At 72.9% G+C, this 26,456-nt stretch carries 24 protein-coding genes, 5 tRNA genes and 2 pseudogenes; 9 read left to right on the top strand and 22 right to left on the bottom strand.

The window, feature by feature from the left end:
- Positions 1-75: 75 nt before the first annotated feature.
- The 4 genes from coaD to ACZ462_RS26990 all read right to left on the bottom strand — a co-directional run bounded on the left by coaD (position 76) and on the right by ACZ462_RS26990 (position 5,180).
- Positions 76-555, bottom strand: coding sequence for a pantetheine-phosphate adenylyltransferase (gene coaD, locus ACZ462_RS27005; RefSeq protein WP_467807683.1), 480 nt, complete (start codon positions 553-555; stop codon positions 76-78).
- Positions 556-584: 29 nt separating this feature from the next.
- Positions 585-1,163, bottom strand: coding sequence for a 16S rRNA (guanine(966)-N(2))-methyltransferase RsmD (gene rsmD / locus ACZ462_RS27000; protein ID WP_467807657.1), 579 nt, complete (start codon positions 1,161-1,163; stop codon positions 585-587).
- A gap of 152 nt (positions 1,164-1,315) precedes the next feature.
- Complete coding sequence (gene recG / locus ACZ462_RS26995) at positions 1,316-3,526, bottom strand: ATP-dependent DNA helicase RecG (protein WP_467807658.1); 2,211 nt, start codon at positions 3,524-3,526, stop codon at positions 1,316-1,318.
- 16 nt (positions 3,527-3,542) lie between these two features.
- On the bottom strand, positions 3,543-5,180 hold the full coding sequence (locus ACZ462_RS26990; protein ID WP_467807660.1) for a DAK2 domain-containing protein: 1,638 nt from the start codon (positions 5,178-5,180) through the stop codon (positions 3,543-3,545).
- Between the two features lie 239 nt (positions 5,181-5,419).
- Here ACZ462_RS26990 and rpmB point away from each other — a divergent pair, with 239 nt between their 5' ends.
- Complete coding sequence (gene rpmB / locus ACZ462_RS26985) at positions 5,420-5,605, top strand: 50S ribosomal protein L28 (protein ID WP_064070327.1); 186 nt, start codon at positions 5,420-5,422, stop codon at positions 5,603-5,605.
- Positions 5,606-5,762: 157 nt separating this feature from the next.
- Here rpmB and thiD read toward each other — a convergent pair whose 3' ends face one another.
- Together thiD and ACZ462_RS26975 are read right to left on the bottom strand one after the other, a co-directional pair.
- Positions 5,763-6,566, bottom strand: coding sequence for a bifunctional hydroxymethylpyrimidine kinase/phosphomethylpyrimidine kinase (gene thiD, locus ACZ462_RS26980; RefSeq protein WP_467807661.1), 804 nt, complete (start codon positions 6,564-6,566; stop codon positions 5,763-5,765).
- On the bottom strand, positions 6,563-7,546 hold the full coding sequence (locus ACZ462_RS26975; protein ID WP_467807662.1) for a thiamine-phosphate kinase: 984 nt from the start codon (positions 7,544-7,546) through the stop codon (positions 6,563-6,565). Before ACZ462_RS26975 ends, thiD begins: the two co-directional genes overlap by 4 nt.
- A 245-nt stretch (positions 7,547-7,791) precedes the next feature.
- Between ACZ462_RS26975 and ACZ462_RS26970 the strand changes: the two genes are divergently transcribed.
- Positions 7,792-8,025: an Lrp/AsnC family transcriptional regulator gene (locus tag ACZ462_RS26970; protein WP_114054348.1), complete on the top strand. Its 234-nt coding sequence runs from the start codon at positions 7,792-7,794 to the stop codon at positions 8,023-8,025.
- A gap of 50 nt (positions 8,026-8,075) precedes the next feature.
- Positions 8,076-8,534 carry a DUF3515 family protein gene (locus tag ACZ462_RS26965; RefSeq protein ID WP_467807664.1) on the top strand — a complete coding sequence of 153 codons (459 nt, stop codon included), beginning with the start codon at positions 8,076-8,078 and terminating at the stop codon, positions 8,532-8,534.
- Positions 8,535-8,619: 85 nt separating this feature from the next.
- Here ACZ462_RS26965 and ACZ462_RS26960 read toward each other — a convergent pair whose 3' ends face one another.
- From ACZ462_RS26960 to ACZ462_RS26950, 3 genes are read right to left on the bottom strand one after another with little or no spacing between them, the layout of a single operon-like run.
- Positions 8,620-9,777, bottom strand: a complete 1,158-nt coding sequence (locus ACZ462_RS26960) for a D-alanine--D-alanine ligase family protein (RefSeq protein WP_467807666.1) — start codon at positions 9,775-9,777, stop codon at positions 8,620-8,622.
- 39 nt (positions 9,778-9,816) lie between these two features.
- Positions 9,817-10,827 carry an NAD(P)H-dependent glycerol-3-phosphate dehydrogenase gene (locus tag ACZ462_RS26955; protein WP_467807667.1) on the bottom strand — a complete coding sequence of 337 codons (1,011 nt, stop codon included), beginning with the start codon at positions 10,825-10,827 and terminating at the stop codon, positions 9,817-9,819.
- On the bottom strand, positions 10,824-11,576 hold the full coding sequence (locus ACZ462_RS26950; protein ID WP_467807668.1) for a lysophospholipid acyltransferase family protein: 753 nt from the start codon (positions 11,574-11,576) through the stop codon (positions 10,824-10,826). Before ACZ462_RS26950 ends, ACZ462_RS26955 begins: the two co-directional genes overlap by 4 nt.
- Positions 11,577-11,717: 141 nt before the next feature.
- On the opposite strand from ACZ462_RS26950, the pseudogene cofC reads away from it, so the two are divergent.
- Positions 11,718-12,422, top strand: a pseudogene (gene cofC / locus ACZ462_RS26945) (2-phospho-L-lactate guanylyltransferase); the annotation flags it as partial.
- A gap of 348 nt (positions 12,423-12,770) precedes the next feature.
- Here cofC and ACZ462_RS26940 read toward each other — a convergent pair.
- The 4 genes from ACZ462_RS26940 to leuC all read right to left on the bottom strand — a co-directional run bounded on the left by ACZ462_RS26940 (position 12,771) and on the right by leuC (position 15,991).
- Complete coding sequence (locus ACZ462_RS26940) at positions 12,771-13,460, bottom strand: HU family DNA-binding protein (protein ID WP_467807670.1); 690 nt, start codon at positions 13,458-13,460, stop codon at positions 12,771-12,773.
- Positions 13,461-13,604: 144 nt separating this feature from the next.
- Positions 13,605-13,832: an SCO5555 family protein gene (locus ACZ462_RS26935; protein ID WP_467807672.1), complete on the bottom strand. Its 228-nt coding sequence runs from the start codon at positions 13,830-13,832 to the stop codon at positions 13,605-13,607.
- Positions 13,833-13,969: 137 nt separating this feature from the next.
- The gene (gene leuD, locus ACZ462_RS26930) at positions 13,970-14,563 is read right to left on the bottom strand and encodes a 3-isopropylmalate dehydratase small subunit (RefSeq protein ID WP_467807673.1); all 594 of its coding nucleotides are present in this window, start codon (positions 14,561-14,563) and stop codon (positions 13,970-13,972) included.
- Positions 14,564-14,566: 3 nt separating this feature from the next.
- Positions 14,567-15,991, bottom strand: coding sequence for a 3-isopropylmalate dehydratase large subunit (gene leuC, locus ACZ462_RS26925; RefSeq protein WP_467807674.1), 1,425 nt, complete (start codon positions 15,989-15,991; stop codon positions 14,567-14,569).
- 185 nt (positions 15,992-16,176) lie between these two features.
- Between leuC and ndgR the strand changes: the two genes are divergently transcribed.
- Complete coding sequence (ndgR, locus tag ACZ462_RS26920; protein ID WP_114054338.1) at positions 16,177-16,893, top strand: IclR family transcriptional regulator NdgR; 717 nt, start codon at positions 16,177-16,179, stop codon at positions 16,891-16,893.
- Positions 16,894-17,057: 164 nt separating this feature from the next.
- Here ndgR and ACZ462_RS26915 read toward each other — a convergent pair.
- The 9 genes from ACZ462_RS26915 to ACZ462_RS26875 all read right to left on the bottom strand — a co-directional run bounded on the left by ACZ462_RS26915 (position 17,058) and on the right by ACZ462_RS26875 (position 21,133).
- A tRNA-Glu gene (locus tag ACZ462_RS26915) sits at positions 17,058-17,130 on the bottom strand.
- Between the two features lie 27 nt (positions 17,131-17,157).
- Positions 17,158-17,229 (bottom strand) — tRNA-Gln (locus tag ACZ462_RS26910).
- 23 nt (positions 17,230-17,252) lie between these two features.
- Positions 17,253-17,325, bottom strand: a tRNA-Glu gene (locus ACZ462_RS26905).
- Positions 17,326-17,386: 61 nt separating this feature from the next.
- Positions 17,387-17,459: transfer RNA gene (locus tag ACZ462_RS26900), tRNA-Glu, on the bottom strand.
- Between the two features lie 27 nt (positions 17,460-17,486).
- A tRNA-Gln gene (locus tag ACZ462_RS26895) sits at positions 17,487-17,558 on the bottom strand.
- An 87-nt stretch (positions 17,559-17,645) separates the two neighbouring features.
- Positions 17,646-18,374, bottom strand: coding sequence for an HAD family hydrolase (locus ACZ462_RS26890; RefSeq protein ID WP_467807675.1), 729 nt, complete (start codon positions 18,372-18,374; stop codon positions 17,646-17,648).
- Positions 18,375-18,523: 149 nt separating this feature from the next.
- Positions 18,524-20,011 carry a glutamate--tRNA ligase gene (gene gltX, locus ACZ462_RS26885; protein WP_467807676.1) on the bottom strand — a complete coding sequence of 496 codons (1,488 nt, stop codon included), beginning with the start codon at positions 20,009-20,011 and terminating at the stop codon, positions 18,524-18,526.
- Positions 20,004-20,804: a fumarylacetoacetate hydrolase family protein gene (locus tag ACZ462_RS26880; RefSeq protein WP_467807677.1), complete on the bottom strand. Its 801-nt coding sequence runs from the start codon at positions 20,802-20,804 to the stop codon at positions 20,004-20,006. Before ACZ462_RS26880 ends, gltX begins: the two co-directional genes overlap by 8 nt.
- A 140-nt stretch (positions 20,805-20,944) precedes the next feature.
- On the bottom strand, positions 20,945-21,133 hold the full coding sequence (locus tag ACZ462_RS26875; protein ID WP_125541138.1) for a hypothetical protein: 189 nt from the start codon (positions 21,131-21,133) through the stop codon (positions 20,945-20,947).
- A 567-nt stretch (positions 21,134-21,700) separates the two neighbouring features.
- Here ACZ462_RS26875 and ACZ462_RS26870 point away from each other — a divergent pair.
- The 4 genes and pseudogenes from ACZ462_RS26870 to ACZ462_RS26855 form a co-directional block, all read left to right on the top strand.
- Positions 21,701-25,435 carry a sensor histidine kinase gene (locus tag ACZ462_RS26870; RefSeq protein ID WP_467807679.1) on the top strand — a complete coding sequence of 1,245 codons (3,735 nt, stop codon included), beginning with the start codon at positions 21,701-21,703 and terminating at the stop codon, positions 25,433-25,435.
- 9 nt (positions 25,436-25,444) lie between these two features.
- A complete protein-coding gene (locus tag ACZ462_RS26865; RefSeq protein WP_468144253.1) occupies positions 25,445-25,858 on the top strand; it encodes a roadblock/LC7 domain-containing protein in 414 nt (137 codons plus the stop codon).
- A gap of 152 nt (positions 25,859-26,010) precedes the next feature.
- On the top strand, positions 26,011-26,406 hold the full coding sequence (locus ACZ462_RS26860; RefSeq protein ID WP_125541140.1) for a DUF742 domain-containing protein: 396 nt from the start codon (positions 26,011-26,013) through the stop codon (positions 26,404-26,406).
- Positions 26,387-26,456: pseudogene (locus ACZ462_RS26855) on the top strand (ATP-binding protein); the annotation flags it as partial. The gene ACZ462_RS26860 and the pseudogene ACZ462_RS26855, both read left to right, overlap by 20 nt.

Below are 26,456 nucleotides of genomic sequence, written 5' to 3'. Positions count from 1 at the left end.
GTTCCTGAGACGGACGGGACGACTGTAAGGCCACGGGGGCGGCGCCCGACAGCGAACGGCGGCGGCTTCGCCCGGTCAGCGTTCGGCGAGCCGGGCGGTGAGCGCCGCGTGCACGTGCGGCGGGAGGAGGTGGGAGACGTCGCCGCCCCAGGCCGCGACCTCCTTGACCAGGGAGGAGGACAGGAAGCTGTACGTCGGGTTGGTGGGCACGAACAGCGTCTCCACGCCGCTCAGCCCGATGTTCATCTGGGCCATCTGGAGTTCGTAGTCGAAATCGCTGACGGCGCGCAGGCCCTTGACGATCGCCGGGATGTCGCGCTGCTTGCAGAAGTCGACGAGGAGCCCGTGGAAGGACTCGACCTCGACGTTGCCGTACTCGGCGGTCGCCTCGCGGATCATCTCGATCCGCTCGTCGATGGTGAACAGGCCCTTCTTGGACTGGTTGATCATCACGGCGACGTGGACGACGTCGTAGAGCCGGGAGGCCCGGCCGATGATGTCCAGGTGCCCGTTGGTGACGGGGTCGAAGGACCCCGGACAGACGGCGCGGCGCAACTTGGTCCCCTTGCTCTCCGGTGCGGGCATCATGACTCTTCGCTGGTGAAGGCGGCGCGGCCGTACCAGAGGGTGCCTTCGCCGTACTTGCGGGAGCGCAGCGGCTCGAACCCCTCGGGCCACGGGAACGCTCCGCTCCTGGTGCCGCGCTCCACGGTGACGAGCGCACCGTCCGCGATCCAGCGGTTGGCGCGGAGTGTGAGGAGGATCTCGCCAAGATCGCCGTGGGTGACGGCGTAGGGCGGGTCGAGGAAGACCACGTCGTACGGCTCCCCCGCGGCGGGGACGGCCACGACCTGCTCGGCGCGGCCGGCCCGGAACTCGGCGCCGGGCAGGCCGAGCGCCTTGATGTTGTCGCGGATGGCCTTGGCGGCCTTGGCGTCGGTCTCGACGAGCAGGGCGTGCGCCGCGCCGCGCGAGAGGGCCTCCAGGCCGACGGCGCCGGAGCCGGCGTAGAGGTCGAGGACGCGGGCCCCCTCGACGCCGTGCAGCGACTCCCAGGTGGAGAACAGGCCTTCGCGCATCCGGTCCGAGGTCGGCCGGGTGCCCGTGCCCGGGGGCACGGCCAGCCGTCGCCCGCCGGCGCTGCCGGCGATCACGCGCGTCATCTGGGTCCTTCGGTACGGCGGTCAGGGGTGGGGCGGCGGGGCCGCGGCCCGATGCCGCGTTCCCTGCGGCGGCTGCCGGGCACCGGCCGCCGCGGGGTCCACGATAGGTCCAGGGGGCCGGACGGTGCCGCCCGGCCCGCTCCGGCCGGTGCTCAGCCCTTCTCCAGGTACTGCTCGCGCTCCTCGTCCAGCAGGGCGTCGAGAGCCGTGCGCAGCGCGGGCAGGTGCTCCAGCTCGGGGTCGGCGGCAACCGTCCGGGCGGCCTCGTCGCGGGCCTGGGCGATGATCTCCTCGTCCTCGATGACGGCGAGCATGCGCAGCGAGGAGCGGACACCGGACTGGGCCTGGCCGAGCACGTCGCCCTCGCGGCGCTGCTCCAGGTCGATCCGGGACAGTTCGAACCCGTCGAGGGTCGCGGCCACCGCGGCCAGCCGGGCACGGGCCGGGCTTGCCTCGGGCATCTCGCTGACCAGCAGGCACAGGCCCGGGGCGGAGCCGCGGCCGACGCGGCCGCGCAACTGGTGGAGCTGGGATACGCCGAACCGGTCCGCGTCCATGATCACCATGACGGTGGAGTTGGGGACGTTCACGCCGACCTCGATGACGGTGGTGGCGACCAGCACCTGGACCTCGCCGGCGGCGAACCGCCGCATGGCGTCGTCCTTGTCGGCCGGGTCCATCCTGCCGTGCAGCACCTCCACCGCGAGCCCGGCCAGCGGCCCGGTGCGCAGCTTCTCGGCGGTCTCCAGGACGGCGAGCGGGGGCCGCTTCTCGGCCTCGTCCTCAGGGGACCCCGCCGCCTTGGCGGCCTTCTTCTCGTCCTCCTCGTCGCCGATGCGGGGGCACACCACGTACGCCTGGTGGCCCTTCTCCACCTCCTCGCGGACCCGCTCCCAGGCGCGGGTGAGGAAGTGCGGCTTGTCCTTCGCGGGCACCACGTGGGTGGCGATCGGGGAGCGCCCGGCGGGCAGCTGGTCGAGGACGGAGGTCTCCAGGTCGCCGAAGACGGTCATCGCGACGGTGCGCGGGATCGGGGTGGCGGTCATCACCAGCAGGTGCGGCGGCTGCCTGCCCTTGGAGCGCAGGGCGTCGCGCTGCTCGACCCCGAAGCGGTGCTGCTCGTCCACGACGACCAGGCCGAGGTCGTGGAACTGCACCTTGTCCTCGATCAGCGCGTGGGTGCCGATGACGATGCCGGCCTCGCCGGTGACGAGGTCGAGCAGGGCCTGCCGGCGGGCGGGCGCGCCCATGGAGCCGGTGAGCAGGACGACCTTGGTGCCGAGGTCGGAGCCGCCCAGCATGCCGCCCTCGGCGAGTTCGCCCATCATCTCGGTGATCGAGCGGTGGTGCTGCTGCGCGAGGACCTCGGTGGGCGCGAGCATCGCGGCCTGTCCGCCGGCGTCCACCACGGTGAGCATCGCGCGCAGGGCCACCAGTGTCTTGCCCGAGCCGACCTCGCCCTGGAGGAGGCGGTGCATGGGGTGCTCGGTGGCCAGGTCGTCGAGGATCTCCCGGGAGACGGCCTGCTGGCCCTCGGTGAGGGTGAACGGCAGCCGGGCGTCGAAGGCGTCGAGCAGGCCGCCGGGCGCGGGGCGGCGCGGGACGGCGGGCAGCTGGGAGTCGGCGTGCCTGCGGCGGGCCAGGGCGACCTGGAGGACGAAGGCCTCGTCCCACTTGAGGCGGTCGCGGGCCTGCGCGACGTCGGCCTTGGTGCGCGGGCGGTGGACCTTGAGGAGCGCCTCGGGGAGGGTGAGCAGCCCGCGGCCCTCGCGCAGCGCGGGCGGCAGCGGGTCCGCGGCCTCCTGCGCGCTCGGCAGCACCGCGTCCACGGCCTTGGCGATCTTCCAGCTCTCCAGCTTGGCGCAGGCCGGGTAGATCGGGATGAGCTGGTTGGCGAACGCGTCGACCGCAGAGGCCCCGGCGTCGGCGCCCAGCAGTTCGTACGCGGGGTGCGAGAGCTGGAGGCGGTGGTTGAACCTGCCCACCTTGCCCGCGAACATCGCCCGGCTGCCCGGCAGCAGGTCCTTGTGCGGCTTGTGCACGCCGGAGCCGAAGAAGACCAGCTGGAGGCGGCCGTACCCGTCCGTGATGGTCACCTCCAGGCGTCTGCCCCGCCCTCCGTTGAAGGTGTGGACGCGGGCGTCGGCGACCTGCGCGACCACCGTCACGTGCTCGTCGAGCTGGTCGCCCAGGTCGGCGAGCGACGTCAGCTCGCCGCGCTCGGCGTACCGGCGCGGGTAGTGGTGCAGCAGGTCGCCGACCGTGTGCAGGCCGAGCTGTTCGGCCAGCACCTTGGCGGTGGCGGGGCCGAGCGTCTTCTTGAGGTCTTCGTCGAGCGCGGGCACCCGTTCATTGCACACCATGTCGCCGACACCGCGGCTATTCGACCCCGATCAGCAGCGGGGCGGAGTGCCGGCCGCCCTGGTAGGTGACGGTGTCCACCGCGAGGTGCCCGTGCTGGACGTACGCCTCCAGCCGCTCGGCGAGGGCGTCGGGCGCGTCCGGTCCGAGGACGAGGGTGACGAGTTCTCCGCCGGATCCCAGCATGCGGGCGAGGACGGCCTCCGCGGTCTCGGCGAGTCCGGAGCCGATGACGGCGACGTCCCCGTCGATGAGGCCGAGCACGTCCCCGGCCTGGCAGATGCCGGCGGAGGTGAACGACTGCCGTTCGGCGACGGCGAGTTCGGCGTAGCGGGTGGCTCCGGCCGCGGAGGTCATGGCGACGACGTCCTCGTCGAAGGTGCCCTCCGGGTCGTGGACGGCGAGGGCCGCGAGGCCCTGGACGGCGGACCGGGTGGGGATCACCGCGACGCGCACGCCGTCGGCGCGGGCCCGCTCGGCGGCGGCGTGCGCGGCGGCGCGCTGGTCGGGCCCGCCGGGCAGCAGGACGACCTCGCGGGCGTGGGCGCGCCGGATGGCGGCGGTGAGCCCGTCGGCGTCGGGGGCCGCTCCGGGCGGGGCGAGGACGGTGGTGGCGCCGGCCTCTCCGCACAGGGCGGCCAGGCCCTCGCCGGGGACGACCGCGACGACGGCGCGCTGGGCGCGCTCGGCGGGGGTGCGGCGGCGGCGCTCGTCGCCGAAGTGGGTGATGCGGATCCGGTACGGCCGTCCGGCCTCGACGCCGGCCTCGACGGCGGCCCCGGGGTCGTCGACATGGACGTGGACGTTCCACAGGCCGTCGCCGCCGACCACCACGAGGGAGTCGCCGAGGCCGTCCAGCCGCTCGCGCAGCCGCCCGACAGCCGGTTCGGCGGCCTCCAGCAGGTACAGCACCTCGTACGCCGGCCCGTCGGGCTCCTCCCCGGCGCCGCACGGCCCAGGCTGCGGCAGCAGCGCGGCGGCCGGCCCGCCGGCGGCCCCGGCCTCGGGCTCCTGCCCGGACAGCGCCTGCCGCAGCGCCCCGAGGACGGCGACGAGCCCGCAGCCCCCGGCGTCGACGACGCCCGCCCGGCCCAGCTCGGCCAGCTGCCCCGGGGTCTCGGCGAGGGCCGCGCGGGCCCCGTCGTAGGCGGCGCGGGCGACGTCCGCAGCCGTCCCGGCGGCGGCCCCGGCCGCCTCGGCGGCCCGCGCGGCGGCCGCGGCGACGGTGAGCATGGTGCCCTCCACCGGGTGCGCGACGGCCTGGTAGGCCTCCTGCGCGGCCCGGGTCAGGGCGTGCGCCAGGCGGGGGCCGGGGCCGCTGTCGCCGGGGGTGTCGCCGAGGCCGTCGGCCACGCCGCGCAGCAGCTGGGCGAGAATGGTGCCGGAGTTGCCGCGGGCGCCTATGAGCGCCCCGCGGGCCCAGGCCTGCACGGCGGGTACGAGGCCGGCGGCGCCGGCGGCGCCCAGGGCGCGGTCGGCGGACTCGGCGGTGAGGTAGAGGTTGGTGCCGGTGTCGGCGTCCGCGACGGGGTAGACGTTGATCGCGTCGATGTCGGCGCGGGCCCGGCCCAGCGCGGCCACGGCCAGCGAGCTCCAGGTGCGCACCGCTTCGGCGTCGAACTCGTCGAAGGGCTGCGGCTGCTGCTCGTGCGGCACCGGGCGTTCCTCCTTGTGCGGGCCAGGGTTCACCGCAGGGTAACGGGGCGGTGCCGGGACGTCGGGACCGCGGGGCGGGCGGGACGGCGGCCATGGTAGTTTTTTGGGACGGGAGCAGTCGTTGTATGCTGCTCCGGTTGCCCGACGACCGTCGGGTCTTCCCCGGCAAACCACTTCAGATCTCTGATCCGGTGCGCCGGATTTCACTGTAAGTGCATCTGAAGTCTTTGGAGTGACCTGTGGCTGCCAACTGCGACGTTTGCGGCAAGGGGCCGGGCTTCGGCAACAACATCTCGCACTCGCACCGCCGTACGTCCCGTCGCTGGAACCCGAACATCCAGCGCGTGCGTGCCGTGGTCAGTGGGACGCCGAAGCGCCTCAACGCCTGCACCTCGTGCATCAAGGCCGGCAAGGTCTCGCGCTGACGCTCCCACGTCGTAGCGCAGCCCTTCCCGGTTGCCAAGAAGGCCGGTCCACCCCGTGGACCGGCCTTTTGCCTTGCCCGGTGGCGGTCCGGGTCCCGCGGCCGGGAGCCCGCCCCTCGGGTTGAGGGGCGGTCCGGGGGCCGCGGGACGTGACGGATCAGCGGTGCCACTGCCAGGCGTGGTCGACGGGCCCGATGCCGCCGCCGAGCGCGAAGCCGGCGGCGATGGCGCCGGTCACGTACTCCTTGGCCTCCATGACGGCCTGCGGGACGTCCTGCCCCTTGGCGAGTCCGGCCGCGACGGCGCTGGCGAGGGTGCAGCCGGTGCCGTGCGTGTGCCGGTTGTCGTGCCGGGGCGCCCGCAGCCACAGCGCGGTCTCGCCGTCGGTGAGCAGGTCGGCGGCCTCGTCGCCGTGGGCGGCGAGGTGTCCGCCCTTGACCAGCGCCCACTCGGGGCCGAGGGCGAGGACCGCGTCGGCGGCCCGCCGCATGCCGTCCTCGTCCTCCACGACCACGCCGGTAAGCTGCGCCACCTCGTCCAGGTTGGGCGTGGCCACCGTCGCGCGCGGCAGCAGCTCGCGGCGTACGGCCTCCAGCGCCGAGGCGGCGAGCAGCGCGTCTCCGTGCTTGGAGACACCGACGGGGTCCACGACGGCCGGGGCGCCGGTGTCGGCGAGCAGCGCGGCCACCGTCTCGACGAGGGCCGCGGAGGCCAGCATGCCCGTCTTCACGGCCTGGACCCCGATGTCGTCCGCGACGGCCCGGTACTGGGCGGTGACGGCCTCGGGGGGCAGCTCCCAGACGCCGCGGACGCCGAGGGAGTTCTGGGCGGTGACCGCGGTGACCACGCTCATCCCGTGCACGCCGAGGGCGAGCATGGTCTTGAGGTCGGCCTGGATGCCGGCGCCGCCGCCGGAGTCCGATCCGGCCACGGTCAGGCACAGCGGCGGCGCATCGCTCATCTCGGGGTCTCCTCGGTGGACGGGTCGGAGCCGAAGTGGTCCCATCCGCCCGTGCTGGTCCAGGGCGCGCCGTCCACGGTCACCTGCGGCAGCGCGGACCGGTTCAGCACCTCCCCGATGACCTTCCAGCGGGCGGGCAGCTTCACGTCGGGCGGGAAGGTCGCCACGATGGCGTGATCCTCTCCCCCGGTGAGCACCCACTGCAAGGGGTCGACGCCGACGGCCTGGCCGATGTCGTGCATCTGCGTCGGGATGTCCACGGCCGCCGAGCGCAGGTCGATCCGCACGGCGCTGGCCTCCGCGATGTGCCCGAGGTCGGCGATCAGGCCGTCGCTGACGTCGGTCATGGCGGTGGCGCCGAGCCCGGCCGCGGCGGGGCCCGCGTGGTAGGGCGGCTCGGGGCGGCGGTGCGCCTCGACGAACGCCCGCGGGGACCGGAAGCCGCGCGAGAGGACCGCGAAGCCGGCGGCGGACCAGCCGAGCCAGCCGGTGACGGCCACGACGTCGCCGGGCTGGGCGCCGGAGCGCAGCACGGGCTCGTGGTTGCGGAGGTCGCCGAGGGCGGTGATGGAGACGGTGATCGTCTCGCCGCGGACGACGTCCCCGCCGACGACGGCGGCCCCGGCGACCTGGCACTCGTCGCGCAGCCCGTCCATCAGCTCGGTGGGCCAGGTGACCGGCAGTTCGGCCGGGACGACGAGGCCGAGCAGCAGCGCCGTGGGCACCGCACCCATGGCGGCGATGTCGGCGAGGTTCTGCGCGGCCGCCTTGCGGCCGACGTCGTAGGCCGTGGACCAGTCGCGCCGGAAGTGCCGGCCCTCCAGCAGGATGTCCGTGCTCGCCACGACCCTGCGGTCGGGGGCGGACACCACGGCCGCGTCGTCGCCGGGTCCGAGCCGGACCGCGGGGGTGGTGGTGAGCCGTGAGGTGAGCTCCCGAATGAGCCCGAACTCCCCCAGCTCGCCCACAGTGCCCTTCATCGCTGTGCCCCTTCTTGCCCAGTCCGCTTGCGGTCGCGATCCGTCACAGCTCTGGGTACCGTCAACTGATACGTCAACTTCTGCTCTCCGTACGCCCCGCTGTGCGTGGCGCCGTCCACCCGGGTCTCCCCGCGGTGCGCGGCGACGCGGTACCGTGGCGTCCCTTCTTCCCCGGGCCCGCCCGCTGTCCACGGGCCCGCCCTGAGGTTAGGGGAATCGATCCTCGTGGCCGCCCTGGAGGTTTTGTGGTACAGGCGTACATCCTCATCCAGACCGAGGTGGGCAAGGCGTCGTTCGTCGCCGAGTCCATCGGCAAGATCCCGGGGGTGATCCAGGCGGAGGACGTGACCGGCCCGTACGACGTGATCGTCCGCGCCCAGGCCGACACCGTGGACGAGCTCGGCCGCATGGTCGTGGCCAAGGTCCAGCAGGTGGAGGGCATCACCCGCACCCTGACCTGCCCGGTGGTCCATCTGTAGCCCCCGTCTACTCTTGGCCGGTGATGTCCGTACACCGCCGGCCTTTCCGTGTGACCGCCCTGACCGCCGTGGCCGCGGCGGCCGCCCTGGCGGGCTGCTCCCCCGGCGGCGGGGCCCGTGTGGACCCGCCGCCCGCTCCGCCCGCCGACGTCGCGGGCCACTGTGCGGCGCTGCACGAGAGGCTTCCGGAGACGGTGGCCGGCCTCGCTCGGACCCCGACCGAGCCGGAGTCCGAGCTGACCGCCGCGTGGGGCGGCTCGGCGATCGTACTGCGGTGCGGCGTCCCCAAGCCCGCGAAGATGCTCGATCCGAACCAGGAGGGCATCCACGTCAACGGGGTGGCCTGGCTGCTGGAGAAGCAGGACGACGGGTCGTTCCGGTTCACCACCGGGATGCGGCTGGCGTACACGGAGGTCGTGGTCGCCAGGGAGCACGCCGCCGACGCGGGGATGCTGGTCGGGCTGTCCGCCGCGGTGGCCGCCGCCGTTCCCGAGGGGATCGCCTCCTGACCCGCGCCCCGCGCGCACACCGACCGCCCGCCGGGAACCCCCGGCGGGCGGTCTGCGTCGTGCGGGCCGCGGCCCGGGGCGCCGTCTAGCGCAGCCCCGTGGGCCGGCGCAGGGCCGCCTGGATCAGGCGGTCCACCAGCTCCGGGTAGGAGACGCCCGACTCCTGCCACATCCGCGGGTACATGGAGATCGGCGTGAACCCCGGCATGGTGTTGATCTCGTTGATGACGAACGTGCCGTCCTCGGTGAGGAAGAAGTCGGCGCGCACCAGGCCCTCGCAGGAGGCGGCCTCGAAGGCCTCGACCGCGAGCCGCTGCACCTCGGCGGTCTGCTCCGGGGTGAGCGGGGCCGGCACGATGCCCGCCGCCGAGTCGATGTACTTGGCCTCGAAGTCGTAGAAGTCGTGGCTGGAGACCGGCGGGATCTCGGCGGGCGCGCTCGCGCGCGGGCCGTCCTCGAACTCCAGGACGCCGCACTCGATCTCGCGGCCGCGCAGCAGCGCCTCGACGATGACCTTCGGGTCGTGGCGCTGCGCCTCGCGGATCGCCGCGTCGAGGCCGGAGACGTCGTCGACCTTGGTGATGCCGATGGACGAGCCGGCCCGGGCGGGCTTCACGAACAGCGGCCAGCCGTGCTCGGCGGCGAAGTCCAGGATGCGGGCCTTCGCCGCCTCCGGGTCGGCCTGCCACTCGCGGGGGCGGACGGTCAGGTAGGGGCCGACGGCCAGGCCGAAGGAGGTGAAGACCCGCTTCATGTACTCCTTGTCCTGGCCGACGGCGGAGGCGAGGACGCCCGAGCCGACGTAGGGGACGCCGGAGAGCTCCAGCAGGCCCTGCAGGGTGCCGTCCTCGCCGTAGGGGCCGTGCAGCATCGGGAAGACGACGTCGACCTCGCCCAGGGCCTTGGGGACGGCGCCCGGCTCCGTGTAGACGACCTCGCGGCTGGCCGGGTCGACGGAGAGCACGACGCCGCCCTCGTCCGACTCGGCGAGTTCGGCGACGCTCGGCAGCCGGCGGTCGGCGATGGCCATCCGCTCGGGCTCGTCGGCGGTCAGCGCCCACCGCCCGTCCGCGGTGATGCCGATGGGCAGCACCTCGTACTTGGAGCGGTCGATGGCGCGCAGCACGGCGCCCGCGGTGACGACCGAGATGGCGTGTTCCGAGCTGCGGCCGCCGAACACGACCGCCACGCGGGGCTTGCGGCCCTGCTGCTCAGGGGACTGGGGGAGGTTCTCGCTGCTCATATCGCCACGAGGGTACCCGCTCATACGTCCGGAAAGGAGTCAGCGCCGCTCCGGTTTGGCGCTGCGCGCCATCAGCTCCTTCAGCGCGACCAGCGGCGGCTTGCCGTGGTGGACGATCTCGACGACGGTCTCGGTGATCGGCATGTCGACGCCGTGGCGGCGGGCCAGATCGGCCACGGACTCGCAGGACTTGACTCCCTCGGCGGTCTGCTTGGTGACCGCGATGGTCTCCTCCAGGGTCATGCCGCGGCCGAGGTTGGTGCCGAAGGTGTGGTTCCGGGAGAGCGGCGAGGAGCAGGTGGCGACCAGGTCGCCGAGGCCGGCGAGGCCGGAGAAGGTGAGCGGGTCGGCGCCCATGGCGAGGCCCAGGCGGGTCGCCTCGGCGAGACCGCGGGTGATCAGGGAGCCCTTGGTGTTGTCGCCCAGGCCCATGCCGTCGGCGATGCCGACGGCGAGGCCGATGACGTTCTTCACCGCTCCGCCGAGCTCGCAGCCGATGACGTCGGTGCTGGTGTAGGGGCGGAAGTAGGGGGTGTGGCAGGCCGCCTGGAGGCGCTGGGCGACGGCCTCGTCGGAGCAGGCGACGACGGCGGCAGCGGGCTGCCGGGCGACGATCTCGCGGGCCAGGTTGGGGCCGGTGACGACGGCGACGCGGGCCGGCGGGACCTTGGCGACCTCCTCGATGACCTCGCTCATCCGCTTGGCGGTGCCCAGTTCGATGCCCTTCATCAGGGAGACGAGGACGGCGTCGGGCGGCAGCAGCGGGGCCCACTCGGCGAGGTTGCCGCGCAGGGTCTGGGAGGGGATGGCGAGGACGGCGAAGTCGGCGCCGCGCGCGGCCTCGGCCGCGTCGGTGGTGGCGCGGATGCCCGCGGGGAGCTCCACGCCGGGGAAGTAGTCGGGGTTGGTCCGGGTGGTGTTGACGGCGTCGGCGAGCTCCCGGCGGCGGCCCCACAGGACCACCTCGCAGCCGGCGTCGGCGAGCACCATGCCGAAGGCGGTTCCCCAGGAGCCGGTTCCGAAGACGGCGGCCTTCACGGGAGCGGTCACTTGTGGTCCTGTTCCGCGGCCTTGCGCCGCTGTTCCGCCCTGGCCTTGCGGTGGTCGTAGGGCTGGTCGGGCGCCTTCTCGCCGCGCAGTTCCTCCAGCAGCCGGGTGATGGCCGCCATGATGGCCTCGGTGGCCTCCTTGAGGACCTCCGGCGTGGGCTCCCGGTCGTAGTACGCGGAGAGGTCCACGGGCGGCCCGGCGAGGACCTGGAGGGTCTTGCGGGGGAAGAGGCGGACCTTGTTCTCCTTGGCGTACGGCGGCATGGCCAGGTTGGCGCCCCACTGGGCCACCGGGATGACGGGCGCCCTGGTCATGAGGGCGACGCGGGCGGCGCCGGTCTTGCCGGCCATCGGCCACATGTCGGGGTCGCGGGTGAGGGTGCCCTCGGGGTAGAAGGCGACGCACTCGCCGCGCTGGATCGCCTCGACGGCGGCCCGGAAGGCGTCCAGGGCGTTGGTGGTCTCCCGGTAGACCGGGATCTGGCCGGAGCCGCGGAGGATGGCGCCGACGAAGGGGACCTTGAAGAGCGCGGCCTTGGCGAGGAGGCGGGGCACCCGGCCGCTGTTGTACTGGAAGTGCGCGTACGACAGCGGGTCCAGGTACGAGTTGTGGTTGACGACGGTGATGAACCCGCCGTCGGCCGGAATGTGTTCCATTCCCCGCCAGTCCCGCTTGAAGAACACGACCAGCGGCGGTTTTGCGATGACCGCGGCCAGGCGGTACCAGAAGCCGATTCTGCGGCGGGACACTCGGACACCTTCCTCTACGACCGGTGCGCGGCTGGGGCACCTGTGCGGGCCGGACAAGTGTGGCGCCCGGCCCGGTCTCTGTCGAGAACACCGTACGCCCCGCTCCGGCGGGCCGGGGCCCGGGTCGGGGCTCGGGCGACAATGGGCGCCTGCACGGCGGGCGGACCGCGGCCGGCCCCGGTGGGCGGCCGCGCCGCCGCCCACGGAGGGAAGGAGTCCGCCACGGACGCCGTCTGGAGCCTGGTGATCCCGCTCAAGCCCCTCGCGGTGGCCAAGAGCCGCCTCGCGGCGGCCGTGGGCGCTGCCCGGCCGGGGCTGGCGCTGGCGTTCGCGCAGGACACCGTGGCCGGCGCGCTGGCCTGCCCGGCGGTGCGCGACGTGGTGGTGGTGACGGACGACGCGGCGGCCGGCGGGGAACTGGCCCGGCTCGGGGCGCGCATCGTCGCGGACGCGCCCGGCGCGGGCCTCAATGCGGCGCTGGCGCACGGGGCGCGCCGGGCCCGGGCGGGCCGTCCGCGGGCGGCGGTGGCCGCGATGAACGCGGATCTGCCCGCGCTGCGCCCGGGGGAATTGCTACGCGTGCTCGAAACCGCATCCGTATTTCCCCGGGCATTTCTCGCGGATGCCGCGGGATTCGGTACGACGCTGCTTTCCGCGGGTCCGGAGTCGGAATTGGCACCCGCGTTCGGCGGCCCGTCGCGGGCGCGGCATTCCGCGTCGGGCGCGGTGGAAATCCCCCTGTCCGGGGTGGACAGCGTCCGGCGGGACGTGGACACGGGGGCGGACCTGCGGGCGGCGCTCGCGCTGGGGGTGGGCCGGCACACCGCCCGATACAGTGCCCGTATGCAGGCGACCGCGTACACGTACGACCCGACGACCCGCAGCGGCAGCGTGCTGCTCGACGACGGCACTCCGGTGCCGTTCGACGCCCCCGCGTTCGAGGCGGGCGGCCTGCGGCTGCTGCGGCCGGGGCAGCGGGTGCGGATCGAGACGGAGGGGCGCGGGGCGTCCCTGCGGATCACCCTGGTCACCCTGCAGACCTTCTAGCACTGAGGCCGCTTCCCGGCCACAGCACCAGCCGGGCCGTCCGGGCGGGTGTCCGGGGCTCGCCCTACCGGCTCCGGCCTGCGCGGACGCACCGCGGGCCGGCTCCCCGAGGGGAGTCGGCCCGACGTGTGTGCGACGCGCCCGGAGCTACTTCTTGCGGGCGGTCGTCTTCTTCGCGGTGGTGGTCTTGCGCGCCGTCGCCTTCTTGGCGGGCGCCTTCTTCGCGGCGGCCTTCTTCGCCGGCGCGGTGGTCTTCGCGGTGGTCTTCTTCGCGGCGGCGGTGCTCTTCGACGCGGTGGTCTTCTTGGCCGCGGCGGTGGTCTTCTTCGCCGCCGGCGCGGACTTCTTGGCCGTCGCCGCCGTCTTCTTCGCGGTGGTCTTCTTCGCCGTCGCGGTCTTCGCGGCGGTGGTCGCCTTCTTGGCCGGGGCGGCCTTCTTCGCGGTGGTCTTCTTCGCCGCGGCCTTCTTGACCGTGCTGCGGCTGCCCCCGGCGGCGGCCGCCGCCATCAGGCTGCCCTTGGGGGCCTTCTTCACGGCCACCTCGTCGCCCTTGGGGAGCTTCTTGGTGCCGCTGACCAGGTCCTTGAAGCCCTGGCCCGCGCGGAAGCGGGGAACCGAGGTCTTCTTGACCCGGACGCGCTCACCCGTCTGCGGGTTCCGGGCGTAGCGGGCCGGCCGGTCGACCTTCTCGAACGAGCCGAAGCCGGTGACCGAGACCCGGTCGCCCGCCACGACCGCGCGGACCATGGCGTCCAGTACCGCGTCGACGGCGTCGGCGGCCTGCTGGCGGCCGCCCAGCTTGTCGGCAATCGCTTCTACGAGCTGCGCCTTGTTCACGTCTTCCCCTTCGGAGACCTCGCCAGAACGAATGTGTTCAAGCTTATTTCGCACGTTAGGCGGATATATACCGCAAATCAAACACGAAACGGGCTAATCACCCTAGTGCCGCAACGGGAGTGCCCGTTGCGGAGTTCCTTCGCATCAGTCGCCTTCAGGGAATCGACCCTCGTCGAGGTCCTTCATCAACCTGTCCAGGCGCCTTGCCGCATCGGCGAGATCATGCTTCGCCGCGGCCGTGACGACCAGCAGCTTCCGGGACAGCGCCATCCTTACGCCCTCCGGGACTTGCAGCGTGCGCACCCGTGTGTGTGCTTCTTTCAATCGGTCCGCGACGAGGTGGCAGAGCTCCAGTTGACTGTCGCGTTCCATGCACAGATTGTGCCATCTGGGGCGAGTTGTCGCCTCACGGGGCCTCAACACACGGCTGTGCCCCCCGCCCTGGGGCGGGGGGCACAGAGTTCTCGCCGTGATCACCCGGCGGTGAATAAGCGCTGCTCAGACTGTAATCAGGCGCGAATCGTACGCGGCTTGTGGCTCGGCCTGGTGCTTTCGTACGCGGCGATGTCGGCTTCGTTCTGAAGGGTGAGGGAGATGTCGTCCAGCCCCTCCAGCAGGCGCCAGCGGGCGTTGTCGTCGAGCTCGAACTCGGCCTCGATGCCCGCCGCGCGGACCTGCCGGGCGACCAGGTCGACGGTCACCTCGGCGGCCGGGTCGGCCTCGGTCAGCTCCCACAGCCGCTCGACGGTCTCCTGCGGCAGGACCACCGTCAGCAGCCCGTTCTTCAGGGAGTTGCCCCGGAAGATGTCGGCGAAGCGGGAGGAGATCACCGCCTTGAACCCGAAGTTCTGCAGCGCCCAGACGGCGTGCTCGCGGGAGGAGCCGGTGCCGAAGTCGGGGCCGGCGACCAGCACGGTGGCCCCGGCGCGCTCGGGGCGGTTGGTGATGAAGCCGGGGTCCTTGCGCCAGGCCTCGAAGAGCCCGTCCTCGAACCCGTCGCGGGTGATCTTCTTGAGCCAGTGGGCCGGGATGATCTGGTCGGTGTCGACGTTGCTGCGGCGCAGCGGCACGGCCCGGCCGGTGTGGGTGGTGAAGGCTTCCATGGTTCAGACTCCGGCGGTGGCGTGGGCGTCGGACAGGTCGGCGGGCGAGGCCAGGTGGCCCAGGACCGCGGTGGCCGCGGCGACCTGGGGGGAGACCAGGTGGGTGCGGCCGCCCTTGCCCTGCCGGCCCTCGAAGTTGCGGTTCGAGGTGGAGGCGGAGCGCTCGCCGGGGGCCAGTTGGTCGGGGTTCATGCCCAGGCACATGGAGCAGCCGGCGTGCCGCCATTCGGCGCCCGCGTCCTTGAAGACCTGGTCCAGGCCCTCCTCCACCGCCTGCAGGGCGACGCGGACGGAGCCGGGGACGACCAGCATCCGTACGCCGTCGGCGACTTTGCGGCCCTTGATGACGCCGGCGACGGCGCGGAGGTCCTCGATCCGGCCGTTGGTGCAGGAGCCTACGAAGACGGTGTCCACACGGATGTCGCGCAGCGGCTGCCCGGCGGTCAACCCCATGTACTCCAGGGCCTTTTCGGCCGCCAGGCGCTCCGAGGCGTCCTCGTACGAAGCCGGGTCGGGGACGTTCGCCGACAGCGGTGCGCCCTGGCCCGGGTTGGTGCCCCAGGTGACGAACGGGGACAGGGAGGCGCCGTCGATGACGACCTCCGCGTCGAAGACGGCGTCGTCGTCGGTGCGCAGCGTCTTCCAGTAGGCGACCGCGGCGTCCCAGTCCTCGCCGGTCGGGGCGTGGTCGCGGCCCTTCAGGTAGTCGAAGGTCGTCTGGTCGGGGGCGATCATGCCGGCGCGGGCGCCGGCCTCGATCGACATGTTGCAGATGGTCATGCGGGCTTCCATCGACAGCTTCTCGACGGCCTCGCCGCGGTACTCGATGACGTAGCCCTGGCCGCCGCCGGTGCCGATCCTGGCGATGATCGCCAGGATCAGGTCCTTGGCGGTGACGCCCTCGGCCAGCTCGCCGGTGACGGTGATCGCCATCGTCTTGGGGCGGGCCATGGGCAGCGTCTGGGTGGCCAGGACGTGCTCGACCTGGCTGGTGCCGATGCCGAAGGCGAGGGCGCCGAAGGCGCCGTGCGTCGAGGTGTGGGAGTCGCCGCAGACCACGGTGGTGCCGGGCTGGGTCAGGCCCAGCTGCGGTCCCACGACGTGGACGACGCCCTGCTCGACGTCGCCCAGCGGGTGCAGGCGCACCCCGAACTCGGCGCAGTTCTTGCGCAGCGTCTCCAGCTGGGCCCGGGAGACCGGGTCGGCGATCGGCTTGTCGATGTCGAGGGTGGGGGTGTTGTGGTCCTCGGTCGCGATGGTGAGGTCGAGACGGCGGACCTTGCGGCCGGCCTGCCGCAGGCCGTCGAAGGCCTGGGGGCTGGTCACCTCGTGCAGCAGGTGCAGATCGATGAAGAGGAGGTCGGGCTCGCCTTCGGCGCGCCGGACGACGTGGTCGTCCCAGACCTTCTCCGCGAGTGTCCTACCCATCGCTTTCCCTCCGGCCGGCCGGTACGGCCGGCGCTTCATAGAGATGTGGTGCGCCTGATCGCCGGTACCCCACGTGCCGGACGACGGCCTCGGACCCAGTGGTTCGTGGACCCGCACATACAGACTCGCTGGTTCTTGGAAAATTTGAACTTGCGTTTCACAGTGTGAGACGTGAATATCGTTTCATGGACAACTCTAGCGGCGTCGGCGTTCTCGACAAGGCAGCTCTGGTTTTGAGCGCACTGGAGTCCGGTCCGGCCACCCTCGCCGGGCTGGTCGCGGCGACAGGGCTCGCACGACCCACGGCACATCGCCTGGCCGTGGCACTGGAACACCACCGGATGGTGGCGAGGGACATGCAGGGCCGGTTCATCCTCGGACCGCGGCTGGCGGAGCTCGCCGCCGCGGCCGGCGAGGACCGGCTGCTGGCCACGGCGGGACCGGTACTGACCCACCTTCGCGATGTGACGGGCGAGAGCGCGCAGCTTTACCGCCGGCAGGGCGACATGCGCATCTGCGTGGCGGCCGCGGAGCGGCTGTCGGGCCTGCGGGACACCGTCCCGGTGGGCTCCACGCTCCCGATGAAGGCGGGCTCCGCCGCGCAGATCCTGATGGCCTGGGAGGAGCCGGAGCGGCTGCACCGCGGCCTCCAGGGCGCGCGCTTCACGGCGACGGCGCTGTCGGGCGTGCGGCGCCGCGGCTGGGCGCAGTCGATCGGCGAGCGGGAGCCGGGTGTGGCGTCCGTCTCGGCGCCGGTGCGCGGGCCGTCGAACCGCGTGGTGGCGGCCGTGTCGGTGTCCGGGCCGATCGAGCGCCTGACGCGCCACCCGGGCCGGATGCACGCCCAGGCCGTCATCGACGCCGCGGCGCGCCTCACGGAAGCCCTGCGCCGCGCGGGCTGACCGCCCGCCCCTCCCCCTCCCACTCCCCCGGGCCCGGGGGCGCGTACGACGCCGCACACGTCCGAACACGCGCCTCCGGGCCCGTACTTCTGCAACGGGGCGGCGGGCGGCCGGACAACACGAAGAGGCCCTCCGCGATGAACGCGGAGGGCCTCTCCTCTGTGTACCCCCGACCGGATTCGAACCGGCGCTACCGCCTTGAGAGGGCGGCGTGCTAGGCCGCTACACAACGGGGGCGTGCCTTGCAGCTGCTGCTGCACTGCGCTGGGCTACCAGGACTCGAACCTAGAACAAAGGAACCAGAAACCTTCGTGTTGCCAATTACACCATAGCCCAAGGTGGTCTGAACCAGACCTCAGTACCCCCGACCGGATTCGAACCGGCGCTACCGCCTTGAGAGGGCGGCGTGCTAGGCCGCTACACAACGGGGGCCCTGGCGATCCTGCATCAAGATGTCCGGGAGCTACCCAGGACCCCTCGCGGGAAGGATCTGTACCCCCGACCGGATTCGAACCGGCGCTACCGCCTTGAGAGGGCGGCGTGCTAGGCCGCTACACAACGGGGGCAAAGCACTGCGTTACTGCTGCACTGCGCTGGGGTACCAGGACTCGAACCTAGAATAAGGGAACCAGAAACCCTCGTGTTGCCAATTACACCATACCCCACCAGAAGTCAATCCCCTGTGGGGATTTTCTTCGGGCTGCGTCTCCGTCTCCGGCCTTTCGGCCCGCTCCGGCGGCGCAGAAAGAACATTACCGGATGGCTGACCGTGCTCCAAAACGGGTATCCAGCGCCAGCACCTCCGCGAGCTGGGCGAGCCCCGCGATCCGGTGCACTCCGGCCGGCCCGGGGCCGCGTAGACCGTCGCGATCCAGCCACACCGCGGTCAGCCCGGCGTCCCGGGCGCCCCGTGCGTCGATCTCCGGCTGGTCGCCGACGTACGCGACCTCGGCCGGAGGCAGCCCGAGCGCCTCGCAGGCCGCGAGGAAGGCGGCGGCCTCCGGCTTGCTGACGCCCAGCTCGGCGGCGCACACGAGCACCTCGAAGTGCTCGCGCAGCCCGAGGTGGCGGAGCTTGGGGTCCTGGTTGGCGCTGGAGGAGTTGGAGAGCACGCCGTGCCGGTAGCGGCCCGCCAGCGCGTCCAGGGCGGGCACGACGTCGGGGAAGACCGCCCAGGCGGCCTTGTAGTGCTCGACGTAGCGGTCGAACCAGGCGTCGGCCTCGGCGTCGGCCATCGCCGGCTCCCCGAGGAAGTCCCGCACCCTGTCGCGCCGCTGCCCCTGGAAGGTGGTCTTCCCGGCCGCGAAGCGGTCCCACTGGCGGACTGTGGCCTCCCGCCACAGCGCGAGCGCCTCGGCGGGCGAGCCGTAGCGCTCCCCCAGGCCGACCTCGGCGAGCCGGCGCGCGAGCCCGGCGGTGTCGGCCCCGGTGTAGTCGAACAGGGTGTCGTCGATGTCCCAGAGCACGGCGCGGATCGGCATACCGCCGAGGCTACGCCCCGGCGCGCGCCGCCGCGGGCGTACGGCGAAGTCCGGCCCGGTACCCGTGGCCGAGGCGGCCGGAGGACGCCGCAGGGGGCGGCCTCCGGAGGGTCCGGAGGCCGCCCCCTGCGGGACGGCGGCGCCGCGGGTCAGGCGGCGGTGGCGGCCAGCTTGGCCAGGGCGGCGTCGATGCGCGCCAGCGAGCGGTCCCTGCCCAGGATCTGGAGGGACTCGAAGAGCGGCAGGCCGACGGTGCGGCCGGTGACGGCGACGCGGACCGGCGCCTGCGCCTTGCCGAGCTTGAGGCCGTGGGCCTCGCCCGCGGCGAGGACGGCCTGCTTGAGCGACTCGGGGTCGTTCCAGTCGGCCGTCTCCAGGCGGGCGCGGGCCGAGGTCAGCAGGGCCGCGGGGTCGCCCTTCATGGCCTTGTCCCAGGAGGCCTGGTCGTCGACCGGCTCCTTGCGGAAGAGGAAGTCGACGTTCGCGGTGATGTCCGACAGGACGGTGACGCGGGTCTGGGCGTACGGTGCGATGGCCGCCCAGGCGTCTGCGTCGAAGTCCCCGGGCTCCCAGTTGGCGAAGGGGGCCTGCAGCCACGGGGCGCACGCGTCGGCGAAGGCCTTCTCGTCCAGCCGGCGGATGTGGTCGGCGTTGATCGCCTCGGCCTTCTTCAGGTCGAAGCGGGCCGGGTTGGCGTTGACGCCGTCGATGTCGAACTTCGCCACCATCTCCTCGATCGAGAAGACGTCCTGGTCCTTGGAGAAGGACCAGCCGAGCAGCGAGAGGTAGTTCAGCAGGCCCTCGGGGAGGAAGCCGCGCTCGCGGTAGAGGTTCAGCGAGGACTCGGGGTCGCGCTTGGAGAGCTTCTTGTTGCCCTCGCCCATCACGTACGGCAGGTGGCCGAACTGCGGGACGGCCTTGGCGACGCCGAGCTCGATCAGCGCCTTGTACAGGGCGATCTGGCGCGGGGTGGAGGAGAGCAGGTCCTCGCCGCGCAGGACGTGGGTGATCTCCATCAGCGCGTCGTCGACCGGGTTGACGAGCGTGTAGAGCGGGGCGCCGTTGGCGCGCAGGATGCCGAAGTCCGGCACGTTCTCCGGGGTGAAGGTCAGCTCGCCGCGGACCAGGTCGGTGAAGGTGATCGGCTCGTCGGGCATCCGGAAGCGGACGATCGGCGTGCGGTGCTCGCCCTGGTACGCCTCCAGCTGGACGGCGGTCAGCTCGCGGCAGTGGCCGTCGTAGCCGGAGGGCTTGCCGGCGGCGCGGGCGGCCGCGCGGCGGGCGTCGAGCTCCTCGGTGGTGCAGTAGCAGTCGTAGGCGTAGCCGCCGTCCCTGAGCTTCTTCGCGATGTCCGCGTAGATCTCCATGCGCTGAGACTGGCGGTACGGGGCGTGCGGGCCGCCGACCTCGGGGCCCTCGTCCCAGGTGAAGCCGAGCCAGCGCAGCGAGTCCAGCAGCTGGACGTACGACTCCTCGGAGTCGCGGGCCGCGTCGGTGTCCTCGATGCGGAAGACGAACGTGCCGCCGTGGTGGCGGGCGAACGCCCAGTTGAACAGGGCGGTGCGGACCAGGCCCACGTGGGGGTTGCCGGTCGGCGAGGGACAGAAACGTACGCGGACGGGGGTCGCGTTAGCCACGCTTGATCACCTTGTTGGTGAGAGTGCCGATGCCTTCGATGGTGACGGCGACCTCGTCGCCGACGCTGAGGGGGCCGACTCCGGCCGGGGTGCCCGTGAGGATGACGTCGCCGGGGAGCAGCGTCATCGCCTCGCTGATGTGGACGACGAGGTCCTCGACGGAGCGGACCATGTCGGCGGTGCTGCCGAGCTGGCGCTGCTCGCCGTTGACGGTGCACTGGACGGCGAGGCCCGCGGCGACGGCCGCCGGGTCGATGCCGGTCTCGATCCAGGGGCCGAGCGGGCAGGCGCCGTCGAACCCCTTGGCCCGGGCCCACTGCTGCTCGCGCTTCTGCACGTCGCGGGCGGTGACGTCGTTGGCACAGGTGAAGCCGAGGACGACCTCGGCCACCCGCTCGCGCGGGACCTCGCGGCACATCCGGCCGATCACCACGGCCAGCTCCGCCTCGTGGTGGACGTCCTGGGAGAAGGAGGGGTACGGGATCGGGTCGCCGGGGCCGATCACCGAGGTGGACGGCTTGAAGAAGGTGATCGGCGCGTCGGGCACGGTGTTGCCGAGCTCCGCCGCGTGCTCCGCGTAGTTGCGGCCGACGGCCACGACCTTGTTCGGGAGCACGGGCGGCAGCAGCCGGACCTTGCTCAGCGGGACCTTCGTGCCGGACAGCTCGAAGTCCGCGAACGGGATGCCCTTGATGATGTCGAGGACGGCCTCGCCCCCGGCGCCGGGGGCCGAGTCGCCCTCGACCGCGCCGAACGCGACATTGCCGTCGATCGAGAACCTGGCGATGCGCACGCTTTGCGTCTGCCCCTCTGTCATTTCCGCTGGCTGGAGTCTGCGGACTCCAGGCTAACGCGGCGGGAGGCGGCGCCCGGCGCTCTTCTCGCCGGCGGCCCGTCGCGGGGCGCCGGCGGCTGCGCGTCCGCTGCCTGCCGCTACGGGGCGGCGGGGGCGGCGGCCGGAGCGTCCATCAGGACGGTGCGGCGCGGGTTGGCGGTCTGGGTGGGCAGCTCGACGGCGTGCTCCGGAGCCTGCGGCGCCTGCAGTTCCTCGGCGTCCTTGAGGTGCGCGAGGGTGGTGCGGCGCGGGTTGGCTATGTTGCGGAACATCATCGTCGTCTTCATCGGAGTCTCGGGCCTCGGCTCGGTCGTCGGGTGGGGTTGTCGGTTCCTTCAACCCTGTAAAGGGCAAGGCTAAACATCGGAATCCCCGCCTGAACCGGCAAGTATTGGCCACGAACATGTGAGTTTGCTCACCAGCGACCGGGCAATGCAGGCATAACGGACAGTCAACTGCGGGTGCCGAAACGGACATTGCGCCACTGAATAAGCCATTCCGCTGCTGATCATTACGACTGGGACACCGTGCCAACCGGGGCGTTTGACCAGCGTAAGTCCGATTCACCCCGAAAGGTCCCACACCGTACGTAGCTCTGCGAACACGTCGTGTGGCCGACTCCGGGGGCCGACACGCGCACCTTGTTGGAGATCCGCCACTGTGCTGGAATTCGCGGGACCGCCGCGGGAGACACCCGGCGCGCAGGTGGCGCGAGACTGCGCCGCGCGGCGGGAACGGAAGGATGACGCGCCGGTCACCGACGACCACCATGGGGCCGCAAGCAAGCGCCCCACGACTCGACACCGTCCCAGCCGTCGCCCGGCGGGACGCCTGGTCCAGAGGTTGCGACGCTAGTGCAGGGACGATTCAAGCGGGATGGCAAGGGGTCTCCCCAGGCCCTTCAGGGCCGAGGGGACGCTGCGGCGGAGCAGGAGCCTCGCGGCGGGACCGACCGAGGCTCCTCGCCCCAGCACGCCCAAGGCCGCGGGCCGGCCCTCGAAGGCGCAGGCCCCGACGCCGCCGGTGCGAAGGGCGGCGTGAAGAGCAAGGCCACCCGCATCAAGGGCCGGAGCAGGAACAAGGGCAAGGCCTCGGCCGAGTCCCCGGCCGAGAAGGACACCGCGATACCCGCGGCGCCTCCCGGGCCCGGCTCCCGCCTGCACATGCAGAACTGGCGCATCAGCACGCGCCTGGTCTCGCTGCTGACCCTCCCCGTCGTCGCCGCCACCAGCCTCGGCGGCTTCCGCATCAACGACTCGCTCAACGACATCGAGCAGCTGGAGCACATGCAGCTGCTGACGACGATGACCCGGCAGGCCACCAACCTGGCCGCCGCGCTCCAGGAGGAGCGCGACCGCTCCGCGGGTCCGCTGTCGACCGACAAGTCCGGCAAGATGGACACCCTCGTCACGGGCGTCCGCGCGCAGACCGACGCCGCCGCGAAGTCCTTCGCCAACGCGACCGAGCGCGTCGACACCGCCGAGGACAAGGACGAGACCCTCAAGTCGATCCGCAACAACATCCTGCAGATCGGCCGCCAGCTCGCCAGCCTGGAGACGGTCCGCAGGAACGCGTACCAGAACGGCGCGCAGCAGACCGTCACCGAGTACAACCAGCTGATCGTCTCGCTGCTCTCGCTCTCCCAGGACATGGCGCAGGCCACCTCCAGCCCGGAGATGATCAAGCGTACCCGCGCCCTGGCGGCGTTCTCCTCCGCCAAGGAGTACGCCTCGATCCAGCGCGCCATCATCGCCGCCTCGCTGCCCGACGGCGGCGAGAAGACCGGCAACCTCACGGAGAACGACCGCCTGTACGCCCTCTCCGCGCAGCGCGGCGAGGGCCAGGCGAAGAAGACCTTCGAACTCGTCTACCAGGGCAACTCCGAGGACCTCCTCGCAGCGCTGGGCGACGGCAACCCCGAGATCGGCAAGGCGGACCACTACACCCGCCGCGTCCTGTCGAACCCCAACCAGTTCGCGAAGGAGACGCAGTACCGCTCCTGGATGGACTGGTACGACGCGGACGACACCAAGCTCCAGGCCATGAAGGTCATCGAGCTGACCCTGCTCGAGGACATGGAGCAGAAGGCCCGCGAGCTGAAGAACGAGTCGCAGCGCGATGCCATCATCAACGGTGCGCTGATCCTCCTCGTCCTCGGCGTGTCCCTCGTCGGCGCGTTCGTCATGGCCCGGTCCATGATCGGCTCGCTGCGCCGCCTGCAGGACACCGCGACCCGGGTCGCCCAGGACCGCCTGCCCGAGCTCGTCAAGCAGCTGTCCGAGTCCGACCCGCAGGACGTCGACACGTCCGTGGAGTCCGTCGGCCTGCACACCCGGGACGAGATCGGCCAGGTGGCCGCGGCGTTCGACGACGTGCACCGCGAGGCGGTCCGCCTCGCCGCCGAGCAGGCCCTCCTGCGGGGCAACGTCAACGCGATGTTCACCAACCTCTCGCGCCGCTCCCAGGGCCTCATCCAGCGCCAGCTCTCGCTCATCTCCGAGCTGGAGTCCCGCGAGGCCGACCCGGACCAGCTGTCCTCCCTCTTCAAGCTCGACCACCTCGCCACCCGCATGCGCCGCAACGGCGAAAACCTCCTCGTCCTCGCGGGCGAGGAGCCGGGCCGCCGGTGGACCCGCCCCGTCCCGCTCGTCGACGTGCTCCGCGCCGCGGCGTCCGAGGTGGAGCAGTACGAGCGCATCGAGCTGGCGTCGGTGCCCGGCACCGACGTCGCCGGCCGCGTCGTCAACGACCTCGTGCACCTGCTCGCCGAGCTGCTGGAGAACGCCACGTCGTTCTCCTCCCCGCAGACCAAGGTCAAGGTCACCGGCCACGCGCTGCCCGACGGCCGCGTGCTGGTCGAGATCCACGACACCGGCATCGGCCTCTCCCCCGAGGACCTCGCCGCGATCAACGAGCGGCTCGCCGCTCCGCCGACCGTGGACGTCTCCGTCTCCCGCCGCATGGGCCTCTTCGTGGTCGGCCGCCTGTCCCTGCGACACGGCATCCGCATCCAGCTGCGCCCGTCCGACTCGGGCGGCACCACGGCCCTCGTCATGCTGCCGGTGGACGTCGCCCAGGGCGGCAAGAAGCCGGGCGGCCCCGGTGCTCCCGGCGGCCAGGGTGCCGCGGGCGCCCAGGGCGGTCCCGGCGCCCCCGCGGGCCAGGGCTCCGGCCCGGCCGGCGGTGCCCGCCAGGGCGTCGGCGCCGGCCCGCAGCGCAGCGGTGTGGCCGCGGCCATGGGCCAGCGCGCGGCGCTGGCCGGCCAGCGCGGCGCGGGCGGCCCGCAGGGCGGCCGTCCGCAGCAGGGCGCCCCGGGCGGACGTCCGCAGGGCGGTCCGGGCATGCCCGCCACTCCGGCGGGACAGGACCAGGGCGGCTTCGGCGGCGGTGCCCCGACGCCGAACCGCGCTCCGGCCGGCGGCCCCGGCCAGGGCCCCGGCGGCCCGGGTGCTCCCGGCGGCCTCCAGCAGCGCCCCGCGGCGGCTCCCCCGGCTTCCGCCCCCGCCGGCTTCCCGCAGGGCAGCGGCTTCGAGCGGCCGCAGCCGCCGCAGCCCGCCGCCCCCTCGGCTCCGGCCTCCGCTCCCGCGGCGCCCCCGGCCGCCCCGGCGCAGCGCGGCCCGCGGCCGCAGCTGCCGCCGCGCGGCGGCGCCGCCCGCCCGGAGCTGCCGGGCTCGGGTGGCCCGCAGTCCACCAGCTGGGGCGCCGACCCGGCGCGCCAGGGCGGGCAGGGCGGCCAGGACTTCCCGCGGGGCCACGACGAGCTCTCGGGCCCCGGCTCGACGGCGGAGTTCCCGCGTCCGGACTTCAACGCCCCGCCCCCGCAGGGCATGGGCGGCGGCAACAGCACGACGGGGCAGTTCGAGCGTCCCGACGTGCGCGGCGCGGCGGACCAGTCCGCCACCGGCCAGTTCGCCCGCCAGGACTTCCAGGCCCCGCGGCCCGGCGGCCCCGGCGCCGGCGGCTTCGCCCCGCAGCAGCCCCAGCAGCCGCAGTACCCCCAGGCTCCGCAGCTGCCGCAGGCGCAGCAGCCCGAGGCGCTGCCGCCTGCCTCCGGCCGCGGCCCCGAGCGCAGCCCGATCTTCGAGTCGCTGGAGTCGAACTGGTACCCGTCGGAGGGCTCCCGCCCCACCGGCCCGGTGCCGGCGGTGCCCCAGCAGCCGCAGGCCGCCGCCCCGGCCGCCCCGGCCCCCGCTCCCGCCCGGCGCCCGCAGCAGCCGCTGCCGCAGCGCGGCCAGGAGCCGCCGGCCGAGCCGGCCGCGGCGACGACCGGCAGCACGCCGACCGTCAGCTGGCGGTCCTCGCCGAACGACGAGCTGATGCGCCAGGCCGAGCGCGTGCGCCAGCCCGCCGCCGGCGGCATCACGACTTCGGGGCTGCCCCGCCGGGTACCGCGGGCGAACCTCGTGGCCGGCACCGCGCAGCAGCAGGCCGACACTCAGGCCGGTCCCCAGGTCTCGCGCGCCCCGGACGACGTCCGCGGCCGTCTGACCAACCTCCGACGCGGTATCCAGCAGGGCCGCCAGGCCGGGAACAACGGCCCGGCGACCGGCAGTTACCACATCGACCCCACTTACCAGCAGGAGCGATAGTTGAGTTCGATGAGCCAGGCGGCACAGAACCTGAACTGGTTGATCACCAACTTCGTGGACAACACCCCCGGGGTGTCCCACACGGTGGTGGTCTCCGCCGACGGCCTCCTTCTGGCGATGTCCGACGGATTCCCGCGCGACCGCGCCGACCAGCTGGCGGCCGTGGCCTCCGGACTGACCTCGCTGACCGCCGGAGCCTCCCGCATCTTCGAGGGCGGCTCCGTCAACCAGACCGTGGTCGAGATGGACCGGGGATTCCTCTTCCTCATGTCCATCTCCGACGGGTCCTCGCTCGCGGTGCTCGCGCACCCCGAGTGCGACATCGGCCTCGTCGGCTACGAGATGGCCCTCCTCGTCGACCGCGCAGGCACGGTCCTCACCCCGGACCTGCGCGCCGAGCTGCAGGGAAGCCTGCTCATCTGACCCACCCCTCTCCCGGCCGGACGGTACTTCCGGCCGGGGGACCGGGGCCCCCGCCCCGGGATCCAGTACCACCGCCAGGCCGTCATACCGTCCCCCCACCGGCCGCCCCGTCAGACGGCACGCTGACCACTGCTGTCCAGCCCGGAGGATCAATGACCCCGCCCCCCGCCTACTCCGATGCGTACGACGACTCGTCGTACTCGGAGGGCGACCAGCCGCTTGTGCGCCCGTATGCGATGACGGGCGGCCGGACCCGGCCCCGCTACCAGCTCGCCATCGAGGCGCTGGTCAGCACCACCGCCGATCCGATGCACCTGTCCGGCCTGCTGCCCGAGCACCAGCGCATCTGCACGCTGTGCCGCGAGGTCAAGTCGGTCGCGGAGGTCTCCGCCCTGCTGTCGATGCCGCTCGGCGTCGCGCGCATCCTCGTGGCCGACCTGGCAGAGGCCGGCATGGTGGCCATCCACCAGCCGGGCAACGGAGAGGCCGGCGGTACGCCGGACGTGACACTGCTCGAAAGGGTGCTCAGTGGACTTCGCAAGCTCTAACGGCGGGGCGGCTCGCTCCACCACCTCCGCGAAGATCGTGGTGGCGGGCG

This window comes from Streptomyces sp. NPDC031121 (genome assembly GCF_055570615.1).
Note: the sequence above shows the minus strand (reverse complement) of the source record. Positions and strands in the feature narration are given on the sequence as shown.

Coding starts and splice junctions, on each gene's coding strand:
- rsmD (WP_467807657.1), bottom strand. CDS start 1,163: ATGACGCGCGTGATCGCCGGCAGCGCCGGCGGGCGACGGCTGGCCGTG.
- recG (WP_467807658.1), bottom strand. CDS start 3,526: ATGGTGTGCAATGAACGGGTGCCCGCGCTCGACGAAGACCTCAAGAAG.
- thiD (WP_467807661.1), bottom strand. CDS start 6,566: ATGAGCGATGCGCCGCCGCTGTGCCTGACCGTGGCCGGATCGGACTCC.
- ACZ462_RS26975 (WP_467807662.1), bottom strand. CDS start 7,546: ATGAAGGGCACTGTGGGCGAGCTGGGGGAGTTCGGGCTCATTCGGGAG.
- ACZ462_RS26960 (WP_467807666.1), bottom strand. CDS start 9,777: ATGAGCAGCGAGAACCTCCCCCAGTCCCCTGAGCAGCAGGGCCGCAAG.
- ACZ462_RS26935 (WP_467807672.1), bottom strand. CDS start 13,832: ATGGAACGCGACAGTCAACTGGAGCTCTGCCACCTCGTCGCGGACCGA.
- leuD (WP_467807673.1), bottom strand. CDS start 14,563: ATGGAAGCCTTCACCACCCACACCGGCCGGGCCGTGCCGCTGCGCCGC.
- leuC (WP_467807674.1), bottom strand. CDS start 15,991: ATGGGTAGGACACTCGCGGAGAAGGTCTGGGACGACCACGTCGTCCGG.
- ndgR (WP_114054338.1), top strand. CDS start 16,177: ATGGACAACTCTAGCGGCGTCGGCGTTCTCGACAAGGCAGCTCTGGTT.
- ACZ462_RS26890 (WP_467807675.1), bottom strand. CDS start 18,374: ATGCCGATCCGCGCCGTGCTCTGGGACATCGACGACACCCTGTTCGAC.
- ACZ462_RS26875 (WP_125541138.1), bottom strand. CDS start 21,133: ATGAAGACGACGATGATGTTCCGCAACATAGCCAACCCGCGCCGCACC.
- ACZ462_RS26865 (WP_468144253.1), top strand. CDS start 25,445: ATGAGCCAGGCGGCACAGAACCTGAACTGGTTGATCACCAACTTCGTG.
- ACZ462_RS26860 (WP_125541140.1), top strand. CDS start 26,011: ATGACCCCGCCCCCCGCCTACTCCGATGCGTACGACGACTCGTCGTAC.